22 protein-coding genes and 1 pseudogene are annotated in these 24396 nt (G+C 66.6%); 5 read left to right on the top strand and 18 right to left on the bottom strand.

Translation table 11 applies throughout. The features are described 5' to 3' along the window. Position 1 precedes the first annotated feature (1 nt). Positions 2-1240 carry an SRPBCC family protein gene (locus LFT46_RS15070; RefSeq protein WP_236820230.1) on the top strand — a complete coding sequence of 413 codons (1239 nt, stop codon included), beginning with the start codon at positions 2-4 and terminating at the stop codon, positions 1238-1240. A gap of 99 nt (positions 1241-1339) precedes the next feature. On the opposite strand, the gene LFT46_RS15075 is transcribed toward LFT46_RS15070, so the two are convergent. The 13 genes from LFT46_RS15075 to LFT46_RS15135 all read right to left on the bottom strand — a co-directional run bounded on the left by LFT46_RS15075 (position 1340) and on the right by LFT46_RS15135 (position 15932). Then, on the bottom strand, positions 1340-2806 hold the full coding sequence (locus LFT46_RS15075) for an FAD-dependent oxidoreductase (RefSeq protein WP_236820231.1): 1467 nt from the start codon (positions 2804-2806) through the stop codon (positions 1340-1342). 100 nt (positions 2807-2906) lie between these two features. Continuing rightward, positions 2907-4169: a uroporphyrinogen-III C-methyltransferase gene (cobA, locus tag LFT46_RS15080; RefSeq protein WP_236820232.1), complete on the bottom strand. Its 1263-nt coding sequence runs from the start codon at positions 4167-4169 to the stop codon at positions 2907-2909. A gap of 87 nt (positions 4170-4256) precedes the next feature. Continuing rightward, the gene (locus tag LFT46_RS15085) at positions 4257-4703 is read right to left on the bottom strand and encodes an SRPBCC family protein (RefSeq protein WP_236820233.1); all 447 of its coding nucleotides are present in this window, start codon (positions 4701-4703) and stop codon (positions 4257-4259) included. 217 nt (positions 4704-4920) lie between these two features. Beyond that, the gene (locus LFT46_RS15090; protein ID WP_236820234.1) at positions 4921-5895 is read right to left on the bottom strand and encodes an ABC transporter permease; all 975 of its coding nucleotides are present in this window, start codon (positions 5893-5895) and stop codon (positions 4921-4923) included. Further along, positions 5885-6610, bottom strand: coding sequence for an ABC transporter ATP-binding protein (locus LFT46_RS15095; RefSeq protein ID WP_236820235.1), 726 nt, complete (start codon positions 6608-6610; stop codon positions 5885-5887). Before LFT46_RS15095 ends, LFT46_RS15090 begins: the two co-directional genes overlap by 11 nt. 25 nt (positions 6611-6635) lie before the next feature. Beyond that, positions 6636-7763 carry an ABC transporter substrate-binding protein gene (locus LFT46_RS15100; protein ID WP_236822052.1) on the bottom strand — a complete coding sequence of 376 codons (1128 nt, stop codon included), beginning with the start codon at positions 7761-7763 and terminating at the stop codon, positions 6636-6638. 131 nt (positions 7764-7894) lie between these two features. Then, positions 7895-9061 (bottom strand): RtcB family protein, encoded by a 1167-nt coding sequence (locus LFT46_RS15105; RefSeq protein ID WP_236820236.1) that lies wholly within the window; start codon positions 9059-9061, stop codon positions 7895-7897. 127 nt (positions 9062-9188) lie between these two features. Then, positions 9189-9965 (bottom strand): hypothetical protein, encoded by a 777-nt coding sequence (locus LFT46_RS15110; protein WP_236820237.1) that lies wholly within the window; start codon positions 9963-9965, stop codon positions 9189-9191. A gap of 213 nt (positions 9966-10178) precedes the next feature. Beyond that, complete coding sequence (locus tag LFT46_RS15115; protein WP_236820238.1) at positions 10179-11594, bottom strand: sulfate adenylyltransferase subunit 1; 1416 nt, start codon at positions 11592-11594, stop codon at positions 10179-10181. Then, positions 11594-12538 (bottom strand): sulfate adenylyltransferase subunit CysD, encoded by a 945-nt coding sequence (cysD, locus tag LFT46_RS15120; protein ID WP_236820239.1) that lies wholly within the window; start codon positions 12536-12538, stop codon positions 11594-11596. Before cysD ends, LFT46_RS15115 begins: the two co-directional genes overlap by 1 nt. Beyond that, complete coding sequence (locus LFT46_RS15125; protein WP_236820240.1) at positions 12535-13263, bottom strand: phosphoadenylyl-sulfate reductase; 729 nt, start codon at positions 13261-13263, stop codon at positions 12535-12537. Before LFT46_RS15125 ends, cysD begins: the two co-directional genes overlap by 4 nt. After that, positions 13263-15008, bottom strand: a complete 1746-nt coding sequence (locus tag LFT46_RS15130; RefSeq protein WP_236820241.1) for a nitrite/sulfite reductase — start codon at positions 15006-15008, stop codon at positions 13263-13265. The genes LFT46_RS15125 and LFT46_RS15130 overlap by 1 nt, the downstream gene beginning before the upstream one ends. A gap of 54 nt (positions 15009-15062) precedes the next feature. After that, positions 15063-15932 carry a sirohydrochlorin chelatase gene (locus LFT46_RS15135; RefSeq protein ID WP_236820242.1) on the bottom strand — a complete coding sequence of 290 codons (870 nt, stop codon included), beginning with the start codon at positions 15930-15932 and terminating at the stop codon, positions 15063-15065. Positions 15933-15992: 60 nt separating this feature from the next. Between LFT46_RS15135 and LFT46_RS15140 the strand changes: the two genes are divergently transcribed. Both LFT46_RS15140 and LFT46_RS15145 read left to right on the top strand, forming a co-directional pair. Next, the gene (locus tag LFT46_RS15140; protein WP_236820243.1) at positions 15993-16646 is read left to right on the top strand and encodes a trimeric intracellular cation channel family protein; all 654 of its coding nucleotides are present in this window, start codon (positions 15993-15995) and stop codon (positions 16644-16646) included. A 52-nt stretch (positions 16647-16698) separates the two neighbouring features. Continuing rightward, positions 16699-17127 carry a hypothetical protein gene (locus LFT46_RS15145; RefSeq protein ID WP_236799223.1) on the top strand — a complete coding sequence of 143 codons (429 nt, stop codon included), beginning with the start codon at positions 16699-16701 and terminating at the stop codon, positions 17125-17127. A 111-nt stretch (positions 17128-17238) separates the two neighbouring features. Here LFT46_RS15145 and LFT46_RS15150 read toward each other — a convergent pair whose 3' ends face one another. From LFT46_RS15150 to LFT46_RS15170, 5 genes and pseudogenes are all read right to left on the bottom strand, one after another. After that, the gene (locus LFT46_RS15150; protein ID WP_236822053.1) at positions 17239-17829 is read right to left on the bottom strand and encodes an endonuclease domain-containing protein; all 591 of its coding nucleotides are present in this window, start codon (positions 17827-17829) and stop codon (positions 17239-17241) included. Positions 17830-17991: 162 nt separating this feature from the next. Next, positions 17992-18078 (bottom strand): annotated as a pseudogene (locus tag LFT46_RS15155) (hypothetical protein); the annotation flags it as partial. A 387-nt stretch (positions 18079-18465) separates the two neighbouring features. Next, positions 18466-19566 (bottom strand): polyprenyl synthetase family protein, encoded by a 1101-nt coding sequence (locus LFT46_RS15160; protein WP_236799224.1) that lies wholly within the window; start codon positions 19564-19566, stop codon positions 18466-18468. Further along, complete coding sequence (locus LFT46_RS15165; protein ID WP_236820244.1) at positions 19563-20903, bottom strand: geranylgeranyl reductase family protein; 1341 nt, start codon at positions 20901-20903, stop codon at positions 19563-19565. Before LFT46_RS15165 ends, LFT46_RS15160 begins: the two co-directional genes overlap by 4 nt. Before the next feature lie 3 nt (positions 20904-20906). Beyond that, a complete protein-coding gene (locus LFT46_RS15170; protein ID WP_236820245.1) occupies positions 20907-21683 on the bottom strand; it encodes a demethylmenaquinone methyltransferase in 777 nt (258 codons plus the stop codon). A 111-nt stretch (positions 21684-21794) separates the two neighbouring features. Between LFT46_RS15170 and LFT46_RS15175 the strand changes: the two genes are divergently transcribed. Both LFT46_RS15175 and LFT46_RS15180 read left to right on the top strand, forming a co-directional pair. Then, a complete protein-coding gene (locus LFT46_RS15175) occupies positions 21795-23195 on the top strand; it encodes an isochorismate synthase (RefSeq protein WP_236799226.1) in 1401 nt (466 codons plus the stop codon). A gap of 218 nt (positions 23196-23413) precedes the next feature. Continuing rightward, complete coding sequence (locus LFT46_RS15180) at positions 23414-24373, top strand: ABC transporter substrate-binding protein (RefSeq protein ID WP_236799227.1); 960 nt, start codon at positions 23414-23416, stop codon at positions 24371-24373. Positions 24374-24396 lie beyond the last annotated feature (23 nt).

Here is a 24396-nt window from a genome sequence, read left to right on the forward strand (position 1 = left end):
TATGACCCAACAGCTGCGCGTAGTTTCCGCCGTCACCGGAAGTGCCGGGCAGGCCTTTGCTGCCCTTTTCCGGCTCCTCAAACTCGCGCGGCCTGACCGGCCCATCCATCCGGAAGGCATCGGCCTGGCCGGGGAACTCACCAGGACGGGGAACCCGGCCGGGCCCAGCGGCATCAGCTGGCTGGACTCCCCCGGGACTGACCAGGTGGTGGCCCGCTTCTCGCGGTCCGTGGGCCTGCCGCAGACGCTGCCGGACATCCTGGGCCTGGCCCTCCGGGTTTCGCCCGCGGGTGTGTCCGCTGGCGGCGATGACGCTGCCGGCGGTCCGGCTGACGTGCTGTTTGCCTCCACCGGGTGGGGCCTGCCGGGCCGGTTCCTGCTGATGCCACGGCTGGACGTCGCCGGAGCCACCATGACCACGCTCATGCCGTACCGGGGCCAACACGGTCCCGTCCTACTGGGGCTGCGGACACGGAGCCTCCCCCCGGGTTCGCTGGCGTCCGGGGAGTGGGTGCTGGGGCTGCACTGGGCCACCCCGGGCGGACACTGGCGGGAGTGCGGTGAGTTGCGGCTGCATGCCGGAGCCGATCCTGCTGACATCCCGTTGCGGTTCGATCCCTTGGAGAACCAGCCGCCGGGGGCCGAGGCCTACGGATGGACCCGGCGCCTGCGGAAGCCGTCCTACCGGGCAGCACGGCGGCCCGCACCTCCCGCCGTCGTCCATGCCGAGCAACGGGCGCAGCCAACGAACCCTGCCGCAACACTCCAGGAAAGCATTACCGGAACCGGAAGGAACACCATGTCCACCGTCTCGCTGCTGTTCAACGCATCCGCCGCCGACGTCTGGCGCGTCATCTCTGACGGCTGGCTCTACTCGGGCTGGGTGGTGGGCGCGTCCCGGATCAGGGACGTGGACGCCGAATGGCCGCAGCCCGGCGCCCAACTGCACCACTCGGTAGGGACCTGGCCACTGGTCATCGACGACAGCACCCGGGTCACGGCCATGCAGCCCGGCCGCTCACTGGAACTCGTTGCACGCGGCTGGCCCATGGGCGAGGCCAAGGTGGAGATCTCGCTGGAAGACCGCGGGAACCAGTGCCGGGTGACGATTGCAGAGGACGCCATCCGCGGGCCCGGCAAGCTGATGCCGAAATTCCTCCGGGACCCGTTGATTTCTGCCCGGAACCGCGAGACCCTCCGGCGGTTGGAGCTCATGGCGATCGGCGGGGCGGGGAAATAGGCGCTCGAGATAGTCGGCGCGGAATGGCGCAGCCCGGTTAATAGGCTTAAACGCAGGAGCCGCGGGACCATTGGTCCCGCGGCTCCTTGCTTTGACGTCCTAGACCTGAGCGGCCACGCCGTCGCGGGAGATGTCAACCATGTCCCCCCGCGGCACCACCTTGATGCGCTCACGCTTGACCTCAACACCGTGCGAGCCGCCAGCCTCGGTGGCTGCAACGCCGAGGGCGAGTTCGTGGGCATCGAGGGCCAGCCAGCCCTCCCAGCTGGTGAACTTCACGCCGCGGGCATCGAGGAGTTCGACGACGGCGTCCTCCTGGGGTGCCTGCGCCACCGGCAGGTTTTCGCGGTCTTCGAGCAGGTAGGTGACGGTCTCCAGGGCGTCGCCCTTGGTGTGGCCGATCAGGCCGACCGGTCCGCGCTTGATCCAGCCCGTGGCGTAGATACCCGGCACGTGCTGGCCGTCGGCGTCCAGGACGCGGCCGCCGTCGTTCGTGACCACGCCCTTCTTGTGGTCGAACTCAACGTCCGGCAGGGCCGAACCGAAGTAGCCGATGGCCCGGTACACGGCCTGCACCGGGTAGTCCACGTACTCGCCGGTGCCGCGGGCGTTGCCGGTGCCGTCCAGCTCAGTCCGCTCGAACTTGATGCCGGCTACCTTGCCGGGGGTCTCGGCGTCGTCGTAGATCTCCACCGGGCTGTGCAGGAAGTGCAGGTGCAGGCGGCGGGACGCCTTAAGCTCGGAGAGGTCCTCGGGCTGCTCGGCGATCCAGTTGGTGAGCGTGCCCACCATGGTCTTGGTCTGGTTGTTGCTCTGGATCTGGCGGTCCGATTCCTCGTCGAACTCGAAGTCCTCCGGGTACAGGATGATGTCCACGTCCTTGGAGTGGGACAGCTCGCGCAGCTCCAGCGGGGTGAACTTGACCTGGGCCGGGCCGCGGCGGCCGAAGACGTGCACGTCGGTGACGGGGGACGCCTTCAGGCCGGCGTAGACGTTGTCCGGGATTTCGGTGACCAGCAGGTCGTCGGCGTGCTTGGACAGGACACGGGCCACGTCCAGGGCCACGTTGCCGTTGCCGATGACCGCGATCTCCTTGGCCTCCAGCGGCCACTCGCGCGGCACGTCCGGGTGCCCGTCGTACCAGGACACGAAGTCGGCGCCGCCGAAGGAGCCCTCCAGCTCGACGCCGGGGATGTTCAGGTCCGCGTCCTTGATGGCGCCGGTGGCGAAGATGACGGCGTCGTAGTGCTTGCGGAGGTCCTCGATGGTGAGGTCCGTGCCGTAGTCCACGTTGCCGAAGAAGCGGATGTCGCCGCGGTCCAGCACCTTGTGCAGGGCATTCACGATGCCCTTGATGCGGGGGTGGTCCGGCGCCACGCCATAGCGGATCAGGCCGTAGGGTGCCGGGTAGCGGTCAAAGAGGTCGATGCTGACGGTCAGCTCGCCGCTCTTGACGGCTTCGCTCTTGGTGAGGATATCGGCGGCGTAGACACCGGCCGGGCCGGAGCCCACGACGGCGACGCGCAGCGGACGCTCAGCAGATCCTACGGTGGTGCTGGATGACACGGCTGTGATCCTTTTCTTCGTTCCGGCCCAACTGGCTCGCAGTTGTTGTCGTTTTGAGGGCTCATAACGACAACAACTGCCAGTCAGTTGGGCTTGGGGGCTAGGTGGTGAGGGCGGTCTTGCGGGGGCTGTTCGGGGTGGTGGTGCTGTAGTCAGCGGTTTTGAAGTGCGACGGCGCGAAGGGGCTCACGCGCACCACGTCACCGATGACAATCACGGCAGGATTTGCGACGCCGGCCGCCTGGGCCTGGTCGGCGATGGAACCGAGCGTGCCGATGGTGACGCGCTGGTCCGGCAAATAGCCGTTTTCCACGATACCAACTGGCGTCTCCAGCGGCAGTCCGGCTTCGCCCAGCGCGGACGCCGATTCGCGCAGCTGGCCCACGCCCATCAGCAGGACGATGGTGTGGTCCGGGCGGGCCGGGATCTCGGAGAGTTCCTCGTGACCAGTGACCACGCTGAAGCCTTTGGCCAGGCCGCGGTGCGTGACCGGAATTCCCGCCGCGGCGGGTACCGAGATGGCGGAGGTCACGCCGGAGACCACTTCAACCTCGACGCCGTGCTGCCGGCAGTATTCGGCTTCTTCGCCGCCGCGGCCCAGCACGTACGGGTCGCCGCCCTTGAGCCGGACCACGCGGTGGCCCTTCAAGGCTTCTTCCACAAGGATGCGGTTGATCTCCGCCTGCGGCACGGGATGATGGCCGGGGGTCTTGCCCACCTCGATGACACGGACGTCGGGGGCGAGTTCGTTCAGCAGTTCGCGGGGGCCCAGTCGGTCAGCCACCACGACGTCAGCCTGGCCCAGCAACCGGCGGCCACGGACAGTGATGAGCCCGGTGTCGCCGGGGCCGCCGCCCACGAGGGCCACGCTTCCCTGGTGCGCGCGGCGGCGGCGCAGCGGCAGGTCACCGGTTTCGAGGGCGGTGGCAACGGCGTCCCGGACCGCCATGGCACGGCGCGGGTCTCCCCCGGCGTTGACGGCGATTTTGACGTCGTCCACCACGGCGACGGCGGGGGTCCAGGCGGCAGAAGCTTCATGGTTGGAGGCGTTGACGCACCAAACCCGCTGCGCCTCGGCGTCGGCCGATACTTGGGCGTCCACCTCCGGATCGCCGGTGGCGGTCTGGACGAACCACACGCCGTCGACGTCCTGCGAAAGGTAGGGGCGCGCTTCCCAGGTGAGCAGGCCGGCGTCGGCCATCTCCTGGAGCGCGGGCGAGGCAACCGGGGCCACGACGGTGACAACGGCACCGGCGTCGAGCAGCCCCTTGGCGCGGCGGGCAGCAACGGGGCCGCCGCCCACCACCAGCACGGGGCGGCCGAGCAGCCGCAGCGCGGTGGGGTAAATGTCCTGAATTGCCATGAATCAACGGTAGGGCGGCGTCACATACGCCAACAAAGGACGAGCAACACCAGTTCACGTAAGGTAACGCTGCGTCACAAAGGATTTTTACCTGTGCTGCGCCAGGAACGTGCCCCTGCGGGTAATGAGCCGCTCAAGGTAGCGTCGCAGGATAAGGTGCTCGACGGCGCGGCCCAGGACACCCAGCGGGGCGGTGAACTGAACGCGGTCCGTCATGATGCTTCCGGCGGCTGTTGGTTGGAACTCATGCACATGCTTGAAAGCCTTGAAGGGGCCCTTCACCTGCTCGTCCGTGAAGCTGCGTGGGAAATCGAAGTGGGTGACCCGGCTGGTCATGGTGAGCGGAATACCGAAGTGCTTCGCCCGCCAGGTCACCTCCTGGTCCTCCCCGATGAGCCCGTTGGTGACGCCGGCCACCGCACGTTCCCCGGCGTCTTGTTGGGAGTCCAGATGCAGGTCGATGCTGCGTGCCCGGTCGAAAAGTTGTTCCACGGGCAGCGTGGACTCGGTGCGGCACACGAAGCTGACGGTCATGCCGTCAGTCTGCCATTCTTCCGGGCCGCCCCGGGCCCCGTGGTGGGGCACTTTGGCGGGCTCCGGCGTCGCAACGGCCTGATGACCCGGCGTGTCCGTGCCAAAGTGCCTCGTCTTGGTTCCGGGCAGCGGCAGGAAACAGCAGAGCCCGACGGCGGGACTCGCCGTCGGGCTCTTGCGGTGCGTTGGGAAGGGGCTGTGTTGGGAAGCGGTTGGGTCAGCGGGTGCTGCCGGCCAGGAGGCCGCGGCGGCGCAGGAGCCGCTTCTCGATGGGGCCGAAGACCAGCAGCTCGATCAGGATGCCGACCGCGAGGATCAGCAGGATGGCAGCCATGACGATGGTCATGTCGGACAGATCCCGGCCCTGGTCCAGCAGGGAACCCAGGCCGAAGCCGATGGTGCCGCCCACGGCAATGATTTCCGCGGCCATGAGGGAGCGCCAGGAGAAGGCCCATCCCTGCTTCAGGCCGCTGAGGTAGCCGGGCAGCGCGGCCGGAAGGATGACCTGCAGGGCCATCTGGAGCCGGGATGCGCCCAGGACGGTGCCGACCCTGCGGTACTGCGGTGGAATCTGGTCCACGCCCGAGATCAGCCCGTTGATGATGGACGGGATGGCGCCCATGAACACCACGAAGTACACGGTGGCGTCAGTAAGTCCGAACCAGATGATCGCGGCCGGAACCCAGGCCACCGAGGGCAGGACCTGCAAACCGGAAATCAGGGGGCCGAACGCGCGGCGTAGCGGTGCAACCTGGGCCAGCAGCAGGCCCACCGGCGTAGCGATGGCCACCGAAATCAGGAAGCCCACCACACCACGCTGCAGGGACGTCCAAATGGATTGCTGGAACTTGCCGTCGCTCCACAGGACGCCCATCTGGGCCACGACGTCCAGGGGGCCGGGAACGAGGTCTCGCCGCTTCACCCCGAGCGACACATAGAACTGCCAGATGAGCACCAGGACCACCAGCGCGGCCACGGGCAGCAAAATGCGGCTCCAGTCGATGCGGTGCTTGCGGTCGGCGTCGGACTGCAGGGAATCAAGGCCGGACTCAAGTTCCCGGAGGTCCTCCTTGCCAGTGGACGTCCGGGTCAAAGCGGCATGCACGTGCTCACGGGTTTCGGAAGCATCAGCCGTAACACCGGATGCCGCCTCCGTGCGTGCTTCCGCGAGGGGTGTCGGGTTACTTGGCATGGCGGCGAATCTCCTCCCGCAGCCGGGCGGTGATGACCCCGGTCAGCTGGCCGGCGAGCCCGGCGTCGGTTCGGTGTTCCTCGGTGACGGCCCATTCCTGGACCACGCGGCCGGGGCGGGAGGACAGCAGCAGGACGCGCTGGCCCAGGCGGACGGCCTCGCGGACGTTGTGGGTGACGAAGACGATGGTGCGCCCGGTTTCCTTCCAGATGCGCTCGAGTTCGTCGTGCAGCAGGTCCCGGGTAATGGCGTCGAGGGCGGCGAACGGCTCATCCATGAGCAGCAGCTGCCGGTCCTGGGCCAGGGAGCGGGCCAGTGAGACGCGCTGCCGCATGCCGCCGGACAGCTCGTGCGGGCGCTTATCCCCGGCGGAGCCCAGGTGCACCAGTTCAAGGAGCTCCTGGGCCTTGGCGCGCCGCTCGGCCTTGCCCACGCCGCGCAGCTTCAGGGCCAGTTCGATGTTCTCCCGGGCAGTCAGCCACGGGAAGAGGGCGGCGTCCTGGAACATGAAGGCGGCGCCGTCGCTGGGTACTTCCAGGGCGCCCGACGTCGGCGCTTCGAGTCCCGCGATGATGTTCAGGAGGGTGGATTTGCCGCAGCCGGAGGCACCAAGGAGGGCAACGAATTCGCCCTGTTTGATGTTGGCGTTGACGTCGTCCAGTACCAGGGCGCCGTCGCCGAAGCGCTTGCCCAGGTGTTCCAGTACGACTGGCATGGTGGCGTCCTTAGGTAGTGGTGGGTCAGTCCTGGCCGAGGCCAGCAGCTGAGATCTTGTCGCCGCCGGTCACCTGGTTCAGGCCGCGAAGGTCGAAGAGGCCGTTTATGTCGGCCTTTTTGGTGGTGCCTGCGTCCACGCCGTCCTGCAGCAGCTTGGGGTAGCTGCCGGCCAGCGGGTCGAGGGTGAAAGTGATGTTGGACAACGATCGGGCCAGGACGTCAGCGGGCAGCGCTGCCCCGGCGGATTCCTGCAGGGCGGAGTTGATGACGCTGGCCTTCTCATCGGCCGGAGCCGAGTTGAGCCATGCCACCGAGTCCGCATTGCCCTTCAGCAGGGCCCTGACGGTGTCCGGGTGGTCAGCAGCGAATCTCTGGTTCACGATCAGGATGGTCGTGGGAAACTCGCCGGGCTTGCCGGTGCCGGCCCCATCCCACAGGTCTTTTTCATCCACCAGCACCTTGGCGCCGGCCTGGAGCACCAAACGTGAGGCCCAGGGCTCAGGCAACCAGGCGCCGTCGAGCTTTCCGTCCTGGAACAGCTTCAGCGTCTGAGCGTTGTCCGTGGGGTTGATGGCCACGTCACCGCTGCCGTCCACGTTCGTCTTGTAGCCCTGCTTGGTGAGCCAGGCCCGGAGTGCCACGTCCTGGGTGCCGCCGAGCTGCGGGGTTGCCAAGGTCCTCCCTTTGAGGTCGGCCGCGGAGTTGATCCCCGGCCTAACCACCAGCTGCGCACCACCGGCCGCGGCTCCGGCAATCACGCGCACGGACTGGCCCTGGCTCTTGGCGAACGAGTTGATGGCCGGATTGGGGCCGATGTAGGCGGCATCGATGGCGCCGGCGTTCAGGGCCTCGATCGCGGCCGGGCCGGCGTTGAAGGTCTCGGTGCTGAGCTTGGTGCTGCCCAGGGCCTCCGCGAGGAGTCCCTTCTTGACACCCACCAGCGCTGCGGCATGGGTGACGTTCCCGAAGTAACCCAGCTTCAGCTCGGCGGCCGGGGTGGGCTCAGCGGCCTGTGCCTCGGTGTTGCGGGAGATGTTGGAGGCCACGATGGCCCCGACGGCGATCAGCAGGACCAGCCCGATGGCCAGGGCAGCCTCGACGGCGCGTTTGCGCGTGGGGACCGCGCTTTCGCCTGCCACGATGCGGGTCATCCCGGGCTTGGAACTAGTCATTGTTTCACCATAGGGAGTGGCCCAAACCCGTTCAACGAAGCGGAAACGGGGGGTCACGCACGTTCATCTGGCGTCACATTTTCCCGTGCTGTTGCCCGGGCTGCGCAAATTCAGTTGCCCTTGACGTTGACCAGCTGCCGCAGTTTGTGCCGCACGGTGACCAGGTCCGCGGCGTCCTGCATGACCTGGTCGATCGGCTTATACGCGGCCGGGATTTCGTCGATGAAGGTCTCCGACGCGCGGAACTCGATGCCCCGCATGGCGCGTTTCAGTTCCTCCAGGGTGAACGTCTTTCGGGCGGCGTTTCGGGAGTATTCCCGCCCGGCCCCATGCGGGGACGAGTTCAGCGATGCAGGGTTGCCCCGACCTTCCACAACATACGACGCCGTCCCCATGGATCCAGGGATCAATCCGGGATCGCCGTGGCCGGCTTTGATGGCTCCCTTGCGGGACACCCAAACCGGTTTGCCGTAGTGCGTCTCCTGCTGGGTGAAGTTGTGGTGGCAGTTGATCCGCTCGCGTTCCTGCACGGGGCCTCCCACCCAGCGGCTGAACTGGGCAGTCACGCGGTCCATCATTTCCTCCCGGTTCAGGAGGGCGAAGTGCTGGGCCCACCGCAGCTCGGCAATGTACCGCTCGAACTGCTGCGTCCCCTCGTCCAGGTAGGCCAGGTCCGGGTGGGGCAGGCGGATCTGATGCTTGCGGCCCACGTGCTGCGCGACGCCGATGTGGTGCTGCGCGATCCTGTTGCCGATGCCCCGCGAGCCCGAATGCAGGAAGAGCCACACGCCGTCGTCCTCATCCGCTGAGACTTCGATGAAGTGGTTGCCCGAGCCCAGGGACCCCAGCTGCAGCTCCCATTGGGCCACGTATTGGGCGGGGTTGAACCCTGCCTTGGCGGCCCGCCGCTTCAGTTCGGCGATTCGTGGCTCAGCAGTGGACAGGACCTTCCGGTTGTTGTGGCCCGCTGACAACGGAATGACCCGCTCGATGTCCTCGCGGAGGCCTTTGCGGTCCTTCGGCAGGTCCTTTACCGAGTACTGGGTGCGGACCGCAATCATGCCGCAGCCGATGTCGACTCCCACCGCGGCCGGGATGATGGCGAGGAGTGTGGGGATCACCGAACCCACGGTGGCGCCCTTGCCCAGGTGCGCGTCCGGCATCAGCGCCAGGTGGGGGTAGATGAACGGCAGGCCCGCCGTCATCACCGCCTGTTCGCGGGTCTTGTCGTCCAGGATCGACGCCCAGTTCAAGAGTTTCGGACTGATGGTTTCCATTGCCGCCTCCTCTGACAACCATACGAGACGGCAGAACCGCGGCTCGTTCGCCTGATCCGGCCTTGGAAGGTCAGGTTTGGCGAACGGGCCGCGGGTTACGGAAGCGGACGGTGCGGAAACGGGGCATCTACGCCCGGCGGTGGGCGGGCTGTCGCTGATCCTGGAAAGTCAGGTTCAACCGGGGCCGCCGCATGTTGCGCAGGTTGAACCAGCAGAACATCATCAGCCCAAAGTACAGGGTCAACTCCATGACCTCGCCGTATTCGGAAATGACGAAGGTGGGGGTCGGCCAGATTACCAGCCGGAAGAGGCGATAAGCCGCAGCCAGCCCGAAGGCGGGCACGAGACAGAGCGGGGGTACAAGCAGATGGCTGTACGTGGAGTGCTTCAACCGTTTCCGGAACGCCGCCCAAAGCGGAACGCATGTTCCATACAGGCTTGCCAGGAGCATGGCATACGGGACCAGCACCTGCACCGCCCGGAGGTTGTGCAGATTTGTCTCACCCTGGCGGTTGACCTCTTGCAGCTCTTCAGGGGTGCCCCATCCGAAGATGCGCTGGCCCCAGGAAATTTCCTCACCGGCAAGGAACACAACGCCAAGGGCCACCACGCCGTAAAGCAATGCCATGCCCACTTGCCGTCTCCGCAGCAGGCGGACGCTGAGCAGCGCCAGAATGACGGCGGCGGCCACGAGGCACGCAAACTGGAGCCACTCGATCGGGTGGTCCTCGTCCACAATCCAGAGATAGAACTCCTTGAAGGGAACAGTTGCCGCCACAGCGACGGACAGGATGATGGGCAGCAGTACCAGCAACCGCGCCCGGCGGGGAGCAATGTTCCATTCGCGCGAGTCGATCGTGACGAGCTCGCTCCCCCTTGTGTACCACTCCTGGTTGGTTGGCATCCTGCCTCCTCAAAGTATCCGGCCATGGCCTGCAGTCGCAGGCATTGATGCAATGCCTGAGCTTCCCACGGCTCCAAACAGGCAGGGAACATCCCCCGGCAACCTTTGTGGTAAACGTGCGGAATGCCGCAGTCACGTGAAATCGCCGGAAACGCAGCGGGGCCGCCGTGACGATACGGAGGCCCCGCAGGGTTCAGGCGATTCCGGCGCGAACTAGATGCTGTAGCGCTCGTCCTCGTGGTCGCCCGGGTGGTCCTTGACCAGGCCCGCGGCCAGCGTGTTGCCGTCCAGTGGATCGATGACCAGGAACACGCCGGTCCGGCGGTGGTGCAGGTAGTTCTCCAGCGGCAGCGGTGCGGCGAGGCGCAGCTGGGCGTGCCCGATGTCGTTGAGCTCCAGGCCGGAGGCGCCCTCGAGCTTGAAGGTGGACAGGTCCAGCTTGCCGGACACGCTGCGGACCATCGCCTGGACGGTGCGGGTTCCGTGCTTGACCAGCACCTTCTGCCCTTCGCGCAGCGGCTTCGGGGAGAGCCAGCAGAGGGCGGCGTACAGGTCGGCGGAGGCTTCGCGGACGGTGCCGGCGGCGGCGATGGTGTCACCGCGCGCGACGTCGAACTCGTCCGCCAAGCGGATGGCCACCGACTGCGGGGCGGCTGCTTCCTCCAGCGAGGCACCGGCAAAGTCGATGCCCGCCACGGTGGTGGTCCGCGGGGACTGGCCGGGCGTCAGGACGGACACCTGGTCCCCCACCTTCACCGAACCTTCGGTGATCTGGCCGGCGTACGCGCGGTAGTCGCGGTAGGCCTCCGCGTCCAGCCCGGCGGCCACGGCGTCCGGTGCCAGGGCACCCTGCGGCCGGATCACCAGCTGCACCGGGAAGCGGAAGCTTTCCAGGTGGCTCTCGAGTTCATCGGCGGCCGGGAGGGTCTCGAGGACCTCCAGCAGCGCGGGGCCGGTGTACCAGGGGGTGCGCTCCGAGCGCTCCACCACGTTGTCGCCGTCGAGCGCGGAGACAGGGATCACCAGCAGGTCGGAAATACCGTCCGAGCCGAGGCCCAGCTCGCGGCCCACCTGCTGCACGTCGGCCTCAATCTCGCGGAACACCTGCTCGCTGAAGTCCACCAGGTCGATCTTGTTCACGGCCACGATCACGTGCGCCACGCGCAGCAGCTGCAGCACGGACAGGTGGCGGCGGGTTTGCTCCAGCACGCCCTTGCGGGCGTCGATGAGTACGACGACGGCATCCGCAGTGGACGCGCCCGTCACGGTGTTCTTGGTGTACTGCACGTGCCCGGGGCAGTCGGCCAGGATGAAGCTGCGCTGGTCGGTGGCGAAGTAGCGGTAGGCCACGTCGATGGTGATGCCCTGTTCCCGCTCGGCGCGCAGGCCGTCGGTCAGCAGGGCCAGGTCGATGCCGCCCTTTTCCCCGCCGAAGCCCCGGTCCGCCGAGGTGCGGGCGACCGCGTCAAGCTGGTCAGCCAGGATGGCCTTGGAATCGTGGAGAAGGCGGCCCACTAAGGTGGATTTGCCGTCGTCGACCGATCCTGCCGTGGCAAACCGGAAGAGTGTGGTGGGCAGGGCGGTTTCCAGGCCACCGGCAGCGCCGGACAAAAGAGTTTCCGTGGTCATTAGAAGTACCCGTCCTTCTTGCGGTCTTCCATGGCGGCCTCGGAGATGCGGTCATCTGCGCGGGTGGCGCCACGTTCGGTCAGGGTGGAGGCAGCGACTTCAACCACCACGTCGGACACGGTGTACGCATTGGATTCGACGGCGCCGGTGCAGGACATGTCTCCCACGGTGCGGTAGCGGACAGTCTTGGTGATGACTTCCTCATCGAGCCGGGGCTGGGAAACCTCACCCACCGCGCGCCACATGCCGTCGCGGGCGAAGACCTCGCGCTCGTGGGCGTAGTACAGGCCGGGCAGTTCGATGTTCTCGCGCTCGATGTAGCGCCAGATGTCCAGCTCGGTCCAGTTGCTGATGGGGAACGCGCGGACATGCTGGCCCACCGTGTGCCGGCCGTTGTACAGGTTCCACAGCTCGGGGCGCTGGTTGCGCGGGTCCCACTGGCCGAACTCGTCGCGCAGGCTCAGGATGCGTTCCTTGGCGCGGGCCTTGTCCTCGTCGCGGCGGCCGCCGCCGAACACGGCGTCGAACTTGTTCTGCTGGATGGCGTCCAGCAGCGGGACGGTCTGCAGCGGGTTGCGGGTGCCGTCGGCACGTTCGGCGAGTTCGCCGCGGTCGATGAACTCCTGCACGGAGCCGACCACGAGCTTCAGGCCGAGCCGTTCAACGGTGCGGTCGCGGAAGTCGATGACCTCGGGAAAGTTATGGCCGGTGTCCACGTGCAGCACGGGGAACGGAACCTTGCCTGGCCAGAACGCCTTGGTGGCCAGGTGCAGCATCACCACGGAGTCCTTGCCGCCGGAGAACAGCAGCGCAGGCTTCTCGAACTCGGCAACAACCTCGCGGATGATGTGGATCGCTTCGGACTCCAGGGTGTCCAGACTGCTGAGGCGGGTTGAGACGGCGGACTCAGTCACCTGGGTCTCCTCGGTTAGTGAAGTGCTCATACGTGAAGTCCGCATTCTGTCTTGTCGGAGCCTGCCCAGCGGCCGGCGCGGGGGTCTTCGCCGGGCGCCACCTTGCGGGTGCAGGGCTGGCAGCCAATGGAGGGGTAACCCTGGGAAAGCAGCGGGTTGACGGGCAGGAGGTTGTCGTCCGAGTACTGCACCAGCTGGTCGAACGTCCACGCGGCCATCGGGTTGACCTTGACCAGGCCGTTCTTCTCGTCCCAGCTGACCAGCGGCGTGTTGGTGCGGGTGGGTGCTTCGTCGCGGCGGACGCCGGTAAACCAGAGTTCGTAACCGGCAAGGGTGCGCTGCAGGGGCGCCACTTTGCGGAGGGCGCAGCACTGGGCGGCATCGCGGGCAAACAGGTCCTTGCCCAGGAGCCGGTCCTGCTGCTCCACAGTGGTCTCCGGAAGCACGTCCACCACGTTGACGCGGAGGTTGGCGGCCACCTCGTCCCGCGTGGCGTAGGTTTCCGGGAAGTGGTAGCCCGTCTCCAGGAACAGGACGTCGACGCCGGGCATCTGGTCCGCGACCAGGGCCGGCAGGACGGCGTCGGCCATCGAGCAGGCGACGGCGACCGCGGGGAGTTCGAAGTTGCGCTCCACCCAGGCGATCACGTCGCGCGCAGGGGCATCCCAGCCGAGTTCGGCGGCGCCGGCCTCGGCCAGTGCGTTGAGCTCCTCCGTGGGGCGCTTGGCAGGTGCGGGTGCGAGATGCTTTGCCATTACTGCAGTGCCTCCTCATCTGCTGCGTGGGCCCATTCGGCGAAGGTCTGGCCTTCGGCGCGGTCGGCAACGAACCGCCGGACCACGCGCTCCACGTAGTCGGGCAGGTCGTCGACGTATACCTTCAGGCCGCGGACGGTGCGGCCCAGGCCTGCTTCCTCTCGGTCGTTGTTTGCCAGGCCGCCGCCAAGGTGGACCTGGAAGCCCGGGGAGGGGTCGCCGTCGGGCGTTGGCAGCATCATGCCCTTCAGGCCGATGTCCGCCGTCTGGATGCGGGCGCAGGAGTTGGGGCAGCCGTTGATGTGCAGGGAGAGTGCCGCGGGCAGCTGGCCCGAGCCGGCGAGGTCCGCCAGCCGGCGTTCGAGTTCGGCGACGGCGGTAGCGGCCGTGTACTTGGTCTCGACGATGGCCAGCTTGCAGTACTCGATGCCGGTGCAGGCGATGGTGCCGCGGCGGAACACGGACGGGCGGGCGGAGAGGCCCAGGGCGTCGAGCTCGGCCACCAGGGGCTCCACCTGGTCCTTCTCGACGTCCAGGACCACGACCTTCTGGTGCGGGGTGGTGCGCAGCCGGTAGGAGCCGCGGGCCTCCAGGGTGTCCGCGAGCTTGACCAGGCCGGATCCGGAAAGGCGGCCCGCGATCGGGGTGGCACCGATGAAGAACTTGCCGTCCTTCTGCTCGTGCACGCCCACGTGGTCGCCGGGGGTTGCAGGCTTGGGCGCGGCGGGGCCGTCGGCCAGCTTGTAGCCCAGGTATTCGTCCTCCAGGACCTGGCGGAACTTCTCCGTACCCCAGTCGGCCAGCAGGAATTTCAGGCGGGCCTTGGTGCGCATGCGGCGGTAGCCGTAGTCGCGGAAGATGCTGGTGACGCCCAGCCACACGTCGGCGGCCTGGTCCGGCTGGACGAAGGCGCCGAGGCGCTTGCCCAGCATGGGGTTGGTGGACAGCGCGCCGCCCACCCAGAGGTCGTAGCCAACGCCGAGTTCCGGGTGTTCAATGCCCACGAATGCGCAGTCGTTGATCTCGTGGACCACATCCTGGCTGGGGTGGCCGGTGATGGCGGTCTTGTATTTGCGCGGCAGGTTGGACAGCAGCGGGTTGCCAATGAACCGCTCCCCCAGCTCGGCGATGAGCGGGGTGGGGTCGATGATCTCGTCCTTGGCAATGCCGGCGACGGGCGAACCCAGGATGACGCGGGGCACGTCGCCGCAGGCCTCGGTGGTGGACAGGCCAACACTTTCCAGGCGGTTCCAGATTTCCGGAATGTCTTCAACCCGGATCCAATGCAGCTGGATGTTCTGGCGGTCGGTGAGGTCGGCAGAGTCGCGGGCAAAGTCCACGGAGATCTGGCCGATCACGCGCAGCTGCTCTGTGGTGAGCGCGCCGCCGTCGATCCTCACCCGCAGCATGAAGTACTTGTCCTCGAGCTCGTGCGGTTCAAGCGTGGCGGTCTTGCCGCCGTCGATTCCCTGCTTGCGCTGGGTGTACAGGCCCCACCAGCGGAACCGGCCGTGCAGGTCCTGGCTGGGGATGGCGTCGAAGCCTTCCTTGGCGTAAATGGTCTCGATACGCTCGCGGACGTTCAGGCCGTCGTCTTCCTGTTTCCAGGTTTCGTTGGCGTTCAGCGGCGTCTTGCCGTCCACTTTCCACTGGCCGTGCGGCTTCGCGGCGGGGCGTGACGGGCGTGCGGGGCGCTTGGGGGCAGCCGAATCCGCGGACGCTCCGGCTAGAGCTGTATCAGTCATGCATCGACTGTAGGGCGACGCCGAATAGCGTCACAAAGGCCCGGAAACGCTAAGTCACCTAGGGAAATATTTCGTCACGAAACGCCGGACGGCCTTGAACAAGCCACCCTGCTGTGCATCCTGGGACCCCGCGTCGGGCGCCTCCGCCGGGGCTGGCGCGGGACCTGGCGGAGCAGCTTCCGCGGGGGTTTCGTTCATCTTCGCGACGGCGGCGTCGTACCTGTCCAGCGCAATCTCGGCGAGTGTCGGAGACGGCAGCAGGGGTTCGGTGACAACGTCGGCCCCCGCCTTGGCCAGCTGGTCGTGGAAGAAGCCCGGCGCCAGCAGATACGAGGCAATCACGACGCGGCCGCCGACATCGACCGCTCCTGCGGACTCCCCCGCCCCGGCACCTCCGGCGAGCTCCTCGCGCAGCATGGCGACGGCGTCGGGCACGGAAGGCTGGGCGGAGGCACCATAGGCGGCCACCATCCGGTTGGACCTCAATGCCCGCAGCTGGCCCAGCAGCTCCTCGACGCTCACTGCGGCGTTGGGGTTGGACGAGCCCGCCGCGGCCAGGACGATGACGTCATTATCGGTGGTGCCGGCCTCGCGGAGGCGCTGGTCCAGCAGCTGCGCGAGACGGGGATCGGGCCCGAGCGGGGCTGCCGCGGCACTGCCGGGACGGCTCTTCACGGCGCGGGCGATGTCCACTTTCACGTGGTACCCGACGCTCAGCAACAGCGGCACCACCACGGCGGGCTCCCCCTCCGGCAGGCCCGCCACCACGTCCACGAGGTCGGGCTGCTGGACGTCCACGTACGCTTCGCGGACATCAAGCCCGGGGCGCAGTTCCGCGATGGCGGCGCGCAGGGCATTGACCTCCGCGGCCCCCTGTGCGTTGGACGTCCCATGGGCGCAGGCGATCATGATGGGGCTGTTCATAGGGGCTAGCGTAACGTTGGAGCCGCCCTGTCCGCCCTCTTTGAAATGCCAGGACGCCCCATGACCTTCGCCTTTGACAACTCCCCGGTGTGGCTGGATCTGCTGGGCGTGTTCTTCTTCGCCGTCTCGGGCTCGCTGCTGGCTGCGCGGAAGCAGATCGACATTGTCGGGTCCCTGCTGCTGGCCTCTTTGGTGGGGCTCGGGGGCGGCGTGATCCGCGACATCATCCTGGCCATCGTCCCGGCGGCCTTCACCAACCCGGCCTATCTGGCGCCGCCGCTGCTGGCCACCGTGCTGGTGTTCTTCCTGTTCTCCAGCGTGCAGCGGTACACGTCGCTGCTGATCCTGTTCGACGCCGCCGGCCTGGCCCTGTTCTGCATGACCGGCACGGTTAAGGCGCTGGCCACTGGGTTGAATCCCGTGGCTTCAGTGCTGTTGGGGGTTACGACGGCGGTGGGCGGCGGTTTGCTCCGGGACATCACGGCCAATGAGGTGCCGGAGCTCTTCAACCCGAAGGACATCTACGCGCTGCCGGCATTCCTCGGTTCCTCGTTGACGGCGGTGCTGTGGGTCCTTGGCGTATTCAACGTGCTGACCGCTGCCGGTATCGCGGCGCTGGTGTTCACCTTCCGGGTCCTGGCCTGGCGGCGGTCCTGGCAGGCACCCCTCGCCGTGCGCGGGTGGCACCGGCGGGCCACAGATTCGGGGCTGTGAGGGCCGTTGCCGCTGGCATTCTGGGGTGCTCTATATTGGCTAGGATATGAGCATGACTGACATGTTCCTCGAGAAGTTCAAAGCGCTTGTTCCGAAGTATCTCGAGGATGAATGGCAGGAAGAGGACGGCCTGGCTCCCGGGGAACTCGACTCCCAGCTTGCCGAGCACCAGTTCCAGATTCCCCTGGTCCTGCGCGAGTTCTACCTCGCCCTGGGCGGCTGCGAGGACCTGATGGAGGCGTACCACTACTTCTGGGACCCCGACGAGCTCGAAGTTGATGACGAGGGCTTCCTGATGTTCCTTGAGGACGAGGACGAGGAGTACACCTGGGGCTTCCGCGTAGGCGACCTCAGCGTGCCGGACCCCATTGTCTACCGCCGCAACAACGCCCGCGGCCAGTGGAAGTCCGAGGAAGGGACCTTCTCCGAGTTTGTCTTCGACATGTTCGAGTGGGCCTTCGAGGACGAAGAGGAAGAGTAGGCCCCTCCTTCCCGAGCGCCCTTCGCTCGTGGGGCACATTGACACAGACACGCCGTAACTTAAGCCCGTAGTCCCAGGTGCGGCGTCCAAAGTGCCCCACGACGGCGGCACTCACCTCGCGCTGAAGGCTCCCCGCCTACTTTGCTCAAGTACCGCAAGCACCTGGGCCATCATCTGCTCTGGGTGATGGACGACGTCGGCATAGCTGAACCTGAGGCAAAGCCGGCCGCCAATCACCGTGGCGTTGTTGCGGGCCCGATCCTTCCTAACTTGCTTCGGCTCCAGATGGGTCTGGCCGTCCGTCTCCACCACAAGGCAGTCCTCAACCAGGAAGTCCACCTCGCCAACACCATCGAGTTCCACATGCCTGCGGACATTGAGCCCAGCCGCGTGGAGGTGGTAGCTGGCCAGTACCTCCAGGACTGAGTCCGCACGCGGAATGACGTAGTCCAGGACGGCCCTGGCGCGGGCATTGCGGTTGCCGGGCAGTTTGCAGCGCAGGAAGTCGACTGTTATGTCCCCTCGCTGCGCAGCACACTGCACCATCACCAGGGCTTCCAACATCGGAAGGCAGCGCAAGGTGTGGATCAGGACGTCTGCCAGACCAGCCGCTGGAAGCCAGGGGTGCACTGGATGAAGGATCCTGCCGTGGGCGAGCGTTCCCGGCACCGCCCTCTTGTGGCCCGGGCTGACGTGGACCACGCTGGGCTTCTGCAAAGTCCACAGCTGGTAAAGAGGGGCAGCTGAAAGACATGTCAGGTGTGCATTGTGCTTCAACGCGAAGCCGAGCGCTCCTCCTTCGTCAGCCAGAGCGTAAACACCCCGCCGAATCCGGACGATGCGCCCCGCCTTCAAAGCCTTGTCCAGAAGGGTTCGGCGAATACCAGCCTTGCTGATGCTCGCAGTTCTGGCAACGCCTCCCCTGTCACGCAGAAAATCCTCAATCTCCACAGCTCAACGATGGCGCTGGCCGTGAGCAAGCGTCAGCCCCGGGCTTTGTCATGTGGACAACCCACCGTCGAGGGGCACTTCGACACGAACCCGCCGTACCATCTCGCCCCATTCGCGGCTCAGGCCGTCAATGTGCCCCACGACCGTCAGAGCAAGCAGGAAAAGGCCGTGACAGATCACGTAAAGAGGGACTTGCGCGTTATGACAAAGCTGTCATAAGCTATTCACGGATCCGCTAAACGCCTCCGGCGGGTCTGATGCGAACGGAGAGATAGCCCCGGTTCACAGCAGCTTCGGCTGCTGAGGGCCGGGGCTGTCCCGTTAAAGCGAAGAAGCCCGGCCCCTCCAGCGAATCACCAGAGGTTCCGGGCTCCTAACGAACGGGAATCAGCTGGCGCGGTCCACCACGGCCAAGGCGAAGTTGGACAAGGACTCCTTGACCACGCCCTCCGGCAGCGGAGACAGGGCGGCGATGGCTTCGCTGGCCCACTGGCGCGCCACCACCCATGACTCGGCGGTCACGGGGTGTTCGCGCAGCCCGGCGACAGCGGCAGCCAGGGCCTCGTCGGAGGACAGGTCGCCGTCAATCAGTTTCAAAAGGTCGACGGCGGACTGGTCGCCATCAGCGGCAGCCTTGCGCAGGAGCAGCACGGGCAGCGTGGGAACCCCTTCGCGCAGATCCGTTCCCGGGGACTTGCCGGACTTCACTTTGACCCCGGTGACGTCAATGACATCGTCAGCCAGCTGGAAGGCCACGCCCACCTTCTCGCCGTACTCCACCAGGACGTTTTCATAGGCCTCGTCAGCGCCGGAGAAGATCGCGCCGAACTGGCCGGAGGCGGCGACCAGGGAACCGGTCTTGTCCGCGATCACTGAGAGGTAATGCTCGATGGGGTCCTCGTCCGGCCGCGGACCGACGGTTTCGTGCAGCTGGCCGAGGCAGAGCCGCTCGAAGGTGCGGGCCTGGATGCCCAGCGCGCGGCCGCCCAGTTCAGACACCAGGATGGATGCCCGGGCAAAGATCAGGTCACCGGTCAGGACGGCCACGGAGTTGCCCCACACCTCGTGGGCCGTGGGGGCACCACGCCGGAACGGGGCGGAGTCCATGACATCGTCGTGGTACAGGGTTGCCAGGTGCGTCAGTTCAACCACGACGGCGGACTGCACCACGGCGGGCAGGGATGCGTCCCCGAGGTGGGCACAGAGCAGGGTCAGTAGGGGGCGGATCCGCTTGCCGCCGGCCTCCACCAGGTGGCGCGACGTTGCGTCAGCAAGGGGGTCCGAGTTGGCGATGGCTTCGCGGAGTTTTTTCTCCACCTTGGCCAGGTTGGTGGTGATGGCCGGGCCCAGTTCGGGGTCCCCCGCAATAGCCGCAAAGCCTGCCGGCAGCTGGAGTCCGGTGGCGATCGCGGTGGTGTTGAGGCTGGGTTCGGAGTCCGGCAGGCCGTGCCCGGCGTGCGTCCAGCTCTGGTCTGCGGATTTGGTCACGGGTTAACCCTAACTTTTTGTTGCGGATACCGCTGGTTCGAAGCTGGCGGGACAGTGGATGTATTACTTGTGGCCGGAACCAGCGATTCCAGGACGCGGATCACCCGGTCCTCGAAGCCCTTCGCGGAGGGGTCCGTGAGGTTGGCAAGAAGCCGGACCACGAACCGCATCAGCACCGGAATCGGCATGCCGGTGCGCAGCGCAAGCTTCATGACGGCGGGCTTGCCGATGAGCGCGGCGAAGGCCCGCCCAAGCGTGAAGTGCGAGCCCCACTGGTCCCGCACGTAGTCCGCATACCGCGAAAGGTGCGCATCGGCGTCGTACGTCCCGCCTGAAGCAGCCGAGCGCGAGGAAGCGTCGATGATGAACTCCGCCGCAAACCGCGCGGACTCCATGGCGTAGGAGATGCCCTCGCCGTTGAACGGGGACACCATGCCGCCGGCGTCACCCAGAAGCAACAGGCCGGGCGAGTAGTGCGGGGTGCGGTTGAAGCCCATGGGCAGCGCGGCGCCGCGGATCTCGCCCACCTGGTTCTCCCGGGTGAAGCCCCACTCCTGCGGCATTCCGGCGGTCCATTCGCGCAGGACCTGCTTGTAGTCCAGCTTGCCGAAATCCTTGGAGGAGTTCAGGATGCCCAGGCCCACGTTGGAGGTGCCGTCGCCCACGCCAAACACCCAGCCGTAGCCGGGCAGCAGCTTGCCGTCGCGGCCGGGAAGCTCCAGCCAGCCTTCCATCCAGTCGTCGTCGGTGCGCGGGGAGGTGAAGTAGGTGCGGACGGCGACGCCGAGCGGGCGGTCGTCACGCTTTTGGATCCCCAGGGACACCGATGTGCGGGTGGAGTTTCCGTCGGCGGCTAGGACGACGTCGGCGCTAAACTCGCGCGTCTCCCCCGTCTTGCGCCCGGCCTCGTCAAGGAGCGCTGCGCGGACTCCGGTGACGCGGCCGGCGTCGTTCTTAAGGGCATCGGTGACACTGTGCCGCTCAAGGATGGTGGCACCGGCCGACTCAGCGTGGCGGGCCAGTTCCTCGTCGAAGCCCAGCCGGGTGCGGATGAGGCCGTACTGCGGGAAGTCGGAGACCTCGGGCCAGGGCAGCTCGATGGTGCGGCCGCCGGCGATCAGGCGCAGGCCCTTGTTGCGCCGCCAGCCCTCACCTTCCGGGTGGGGCAGGCCGAGCTTCTGGATCTCGCGGACGGCGCGGGGCGTCAGACCGTCACCGCAGACCTTCTCACGCGGAAACGCAGTCTTTTCCAGGACCGTAACGTCCAGGCCGGCCTTGGCGAGGTAGTACGCGGCAGTGGATCCGGCCGGACCCGCGCCGACAATCAATACCTTCACAGGTCAGCGGACGATGTTGCGGCGCAGCTTGGCCACCGGGCCCTTGTGCGCGGCGATGGCGGCGGCAGAGCCCTCAGGCGAGGAATCGGCAGGCTTGAATGCCCGGTGGACGGCAACGATGCCACCCGTGAGGTTGCGGTAGGTGACGTTCTCCCAGCCGCTCTCCTGCAGCCAGGCGGCCAGGTGGTCCTGGTCCGGCCAGGCCCGGATGGATTCGGCGAGGTACACGTATGCATCCGGGTTGGAGGCAACCTTGGTGGCGATGGCCGGCAGGGCCCGCATCAGGTATTCGGTGTACATGGTGCGCCACAGCGGAACCACCGGCTGCGAGAACTCGGCGATCACCAGGCGGCCGCCCGGCTTGGTGACGCGCAGCATCTCCTGCAGCGCCTTCTTGGGCTCGTTCACATTGCGCAGGCCGAAGGAGATGGTGGTGGCGTCAAAGGTGTTGTCGGCGAACGGCAGGTTGGTGGCGTCACCGGCCACGAAGTCGATATCCGGGCGGCGGCGCTTGCCCACCTTGAGCATTCCAAGCGAGAAGTCGCAGGCCACCACGTCTATGCCGGCGTCGGCATATGGCTCGCTGGAAGTACCGGTGCCAGCCGCGAGGTCCAGGACCCGCTGGCCCTTGGAGACTTCCATGGCATCCACCACGATCTTCCGCCAGCGGCGGGTCTGTCCCATGGAGAGGACATCGTTGACGACGTCGTATTTCGGTGCGACGTCGTCAAACATCGTGGCTACTTCGTCCGGACGCTTATCCAAGGATGCTCGGTTCACCATGACATTGTCTCAAATGTTCCCGACGGTCCTGACCAGCCCTGCTGCACGCCCGGTTCCAGCGGGGCGCCGGGAAGGGGGGACTCTACGCGGGAGTAGTGTTGTCTCATCATGACGAGCACGTTCCGCACCTTGACAGTCCCCCTGGATGGCAAAGCGTTCCCCGGGGGGCTGCCTTCGTTTTTGGTCCGGGACGACGTCCTGTGCTGGACCCGCCGCGAAGCCGGCCTGGCGGGCTTCGGCGAGATAGCGCGCTTCACCGCCACGGGCCCCGACCGCTTCCTGGAGGCGGACATCTGGTGGCGGCACCTGGTCCTTGAGGCAGACGTCACGGATTCCGTGGAGTTGCCGGGAACCGGTCCCGTGGCTTTCGGCTCCTTTGCTTTTTCCAAGACTTCCGCCCACGAGTCCCGGCTGATCGTGCCGGAAATTGTGGTGGGCGTGCGGGACAACCAGGCCTGGCTCACCCAACTGGCGTTCGACGGCGGCCCGCTCACCGAAGAGACGGCCCTCGCCGCGCTGGACCGTTGGCTCAGCAGTGGTTCCCTCGGCTCCCCGGTCGAAGAAGGCACGACGGCGGCAGCGGACTCCCCCGGGGACGCTTCAGTTGGTGACATGCCCGGTACGGCGGGCGGCGCCGTCGTACGCCCCCTCCCCCTGGCCGCCGGCGCAACACTGCACACGGGCTCGCTCAGCGAGGAAGCGTGGATGGATGCCGTGGCCGCCGGGGTTGAGGAAATCCGAACCGGCGCGCTCGAGAAACTGGTGCTTGCACGGGATGTGGTGGCAACTATTCCGTCCGGCGTACATGCCGCAGACGTGCTGCGCGAGCTCGCCGCGAGGTACCGCGAATGCTGGACCTACGGCGTGGACGGACTGGTGGGCGCAACGCCGGAGATGCTGATCCAGGTTGAAGGGCGCACCGCCCAGGCCCGAGTGCTGGCCGGCACCCTTGACCGCCGGGACGCGCACGGCGAGGACGGCTCCCCGATGGACTACGCGACGCGGGTGCTCGCGGGTTCCGACAAGCAACGGCACGAGCACGAGATCGCCATCCAGTCCCTCACCAGGCAGCTGGCACCCTTCTCCGAGGCCATGAATGCCCACGACGAGCCGTTCATCCTGGAGCTGCCCAACGTGTGGCACCTGGCCTCCGACGTCAAGGCGGAACTGACCGAGGTGGAGGGGCACGTCCCCACGTGCCTGGCCCTGATCAACGCCCTGCACCCAACGGCCGCCGTGTGCGGAACCCCCACCTTGGTTGCGGGTGAACTGATCCGCAAGCTTGAGCACCTGGACCGTGGCCCGTATGCGGGACCGGTGGGCTGGCTTGATGCGGCCGGAAACGGCGAATGGGGCATCGCCCTGCGGGGCGCGGTCATCGAGTCCCCTGAGACGGTACGGCTGTATGCCGGCTGCGGCATTGTTGACGGTTCACAACCAGAGGCCGAACTGGCGGAAACGTGGGCCAAGTTCCGGCCGATGCTGGAGTCGCTGGGCATCAGCAGCTGACGTTTCGCGCCCCCAACTAGGTCGCAGTTAATGTCGTTTTCAGCCACCTAAACGACATTAACTGCTACCCAGTTGGGTAAGGAGTCTGGAATGACAGACTGCTCCCGCTCTGGAAGGCTTGATTTTGCCCCCGCTACAGTTATCCAATACCTCTCTTGTTGAGCGTTACACTATAAGCCGCGTTAGTACCTCATAGCCCCTGCAACAAAAGGTAAGAAATGCAGACTCCCCGTACCCTCCTGGGCACCTCCAAGCTGACCGCTGCCACTATGATCGCCATCAGCGCCCTGGCCCTCTCAGCATGCACGAACGCCTCGGAAACGGGTCCCTCCAGCGCGGCCACCTCTTCAGGCAACGCCAGCGCCAGCGCCAGCTTTGATCCCACCACGGTCAAGAAGGACGATGCCCTCGCCGCCATGGTCCCGGACTCCATCAAGTCCAAGGGCACCATCACGGTCGGCTCCGACACCAGCTACGCCCCCGCCGAATTCCTGGGTCCGGACGGTCAGACTCCGGTTGGCTACGACGTGGACATCGCCAAGGCCATCGGTGCCACCCTGGGCCTCAAGGTCCAGGTGCAGACCGCGGAGTTCACCGGCATCCTCCCGGCCCTCGGCCCCAAGTACGACCTGGGCATCTCTTCCTTCACCATCAACCCGGAGCGACTGGGCGCAGTGAACATGGTCAGCTACTTCAACGCCGGCACCGCATGGGCCGTGAAGAAGGGCAACCCGAACAAGTTCTCCCTCGATGATGTCTGCGGCAAGTCCATCGGCGTCCAGACCGGCACCGTCCAGGAAGACCCGGATCTGGCCGACCGCAACAAGAAGTGCGTGGCCGACGGCAAGAAGCCCATCGACATCGTCACCCTGAAGAACCAGACGGATGTCACCACCCGCCTGGTCAACGGCAGCATCGACGCCATGGCCGCGGACTCCCCCATCATCGGCTACGCCCTGACCCAGACCAACGGCCAGCTGGAGAAGCTGGGCGACGTCTACGATTCCGCTCCGCAGGGCATCGCGGTGGCCAAGTCCGACACCGCCTGGGCCGAGGTCATCCAGAAGACCGTCACCAAGCTGATGGAAGACGGCTCCTACAAGAAGATCCTCGAAGGCTGGGGCAACGCCGAGGGCGCCATCACCAAGTCCGAGGTCAACCCGGCGGTTAAGTCTTGAGTTTTCGCGTTACCGACGACAAG

The organism is Arthrobacter sp. FW306-07-I (genome assembly GCF_021800405.1).
Taxonomy (GTDB): domain Bacteria; phylum Actinomycetota; class Actinomycetes; order Actinomycetales; family Micrococcaceae; genus Arthrobacter.

What these genes read in the sequence shown, in the direction of transcription:
- LFT46_RS15135 (WP_236820242.1), bottom strand. Translation starts at nt 15,932, where the DNA reads ATGAACAGCCCCATCATGATCGCCTGCGCCCATGGGACGTCCAACGCA.
- LFT46_RS15105 (WP_236820236.1), bottom strand. Translation starts at nt 9,061, where the DNA reads ATGGAAACCATCAGTCCGAAACTCTTGAACTGGGCGTCGATCCTGGAC.
- LFT46_RS15145 (WP_236799223.1), top strand. Translation starts at nt 16,699, where the DNA reads ATGACTGACATGTTCCTCGAGAAGTTCAAAGCGCTTGTTCCGAAGTAT.
- LFT46_RS15100 (WP_236822052.1), bottom strand. Translation starts at nt 7,763, where the DNA reads ATGACCCGCATCGTGGCAGGCGAAAGCGCGGTCCCCACGCGCAAACGC.
- cobA (WP_236820232.1), bottom strand. Translation starts at nt 4,169, where the DNA reads ATGGCAATTCAGGACATTTACCCCACCGCGCTGCGGCTGCTCGGCCGC.
- LFT46_RS15180 (WP_236799227.1), top strand. Translation starts at nt 23,414, where the DNA reads ATGCAGACTCCCCGTACCCTCCTGGGCACCTCCAAGCTGACCGCTGCC.
- cysD (WP_236820239.1), bottom strand. Translation starts at nt 12,538, where the DNA reads ATGAGCACTTCACTAACCGAGGAGACCCAGGTGACTGAGTCCGCCGTC.
- LFT46_RS15090 (WP_236820234.1), bottom strand. Translation starts at nt 5,895, where the DNA reads ATGCCAAGTAACCCGACACCCCTCGCGGAAGCACGCACGGAGGCGGCA.
- LFT46_RS15130 (WP_236820241.1), bottom strand. Translation starts at nt 15,008, where the DNA reads ATGACTGATACAGCTCTAGCCGGAGCGTCCGCGGATTCGGCTGCCCCC.
- LFT46_RS15115 (WP_236820238.1), bottom strand. Translation starts at nt 11,594, where the DNA reads ATGACCACGGAAACTCTTTTGTCCGGCGCTGCCGGTGGCCTGGAAACC.
- LFT46_RS15110 (WP_236820237.1), bottom strand. Translation starts at nt 9,965, where the DNA reads ATGCCAACCAACCAGGAGTGGTACACAAGGGGGAGCGAGCTCGTCACG.
- LFT46_RS15095 (WP_236820235.1), bottom strand. Translation starts at nt 6,610, where the DNA reads ATGCCAGTCGTACTGGAACACCTGGGCAAGCGCTTCGGCGACGGCGCC.
- LFT46_RS15175 (WP_236799226.1), top strand. Translation starts at nt 21,795, where the DNA reads ATGACGAGCACGTTCCGCACCTTGACAGTCCCCCTGGATGGCAAAGCG.
- LFT46_RS15140 (WP_236820243.1), top strand. Translation starts at nt 15,993, where the DNA reads ATGACCTTCGCCTTTGACAACTCCCCGGTGTGGCTGGATCTGCTGGGC.
- LFT46_RS15125 (WP_236820240.1), bottom strand. Translation starts at nt 13,263, where the DNA reads ATGGCAAAGCATCTCGCACCCGCACCTGCCAAGCGCCCCACGGAGGAG.
- LFT46_RS15070 (WP_236820230.1), top strand. Translation starts at nt 2, where the DNA reads ATGACCCAACAGCTGCGCGTAGTTTCCGCCGTCACCGGAAGTGCCGGG.
- LFT46_RS15085 (WP_236820233.1), bottom strand. Translation starts at nt 4,703, where the DNA reads ATGACCGTCAGCTTCGTGTGCCGCACCGAGTCCACGCTGCCCGTGGAA.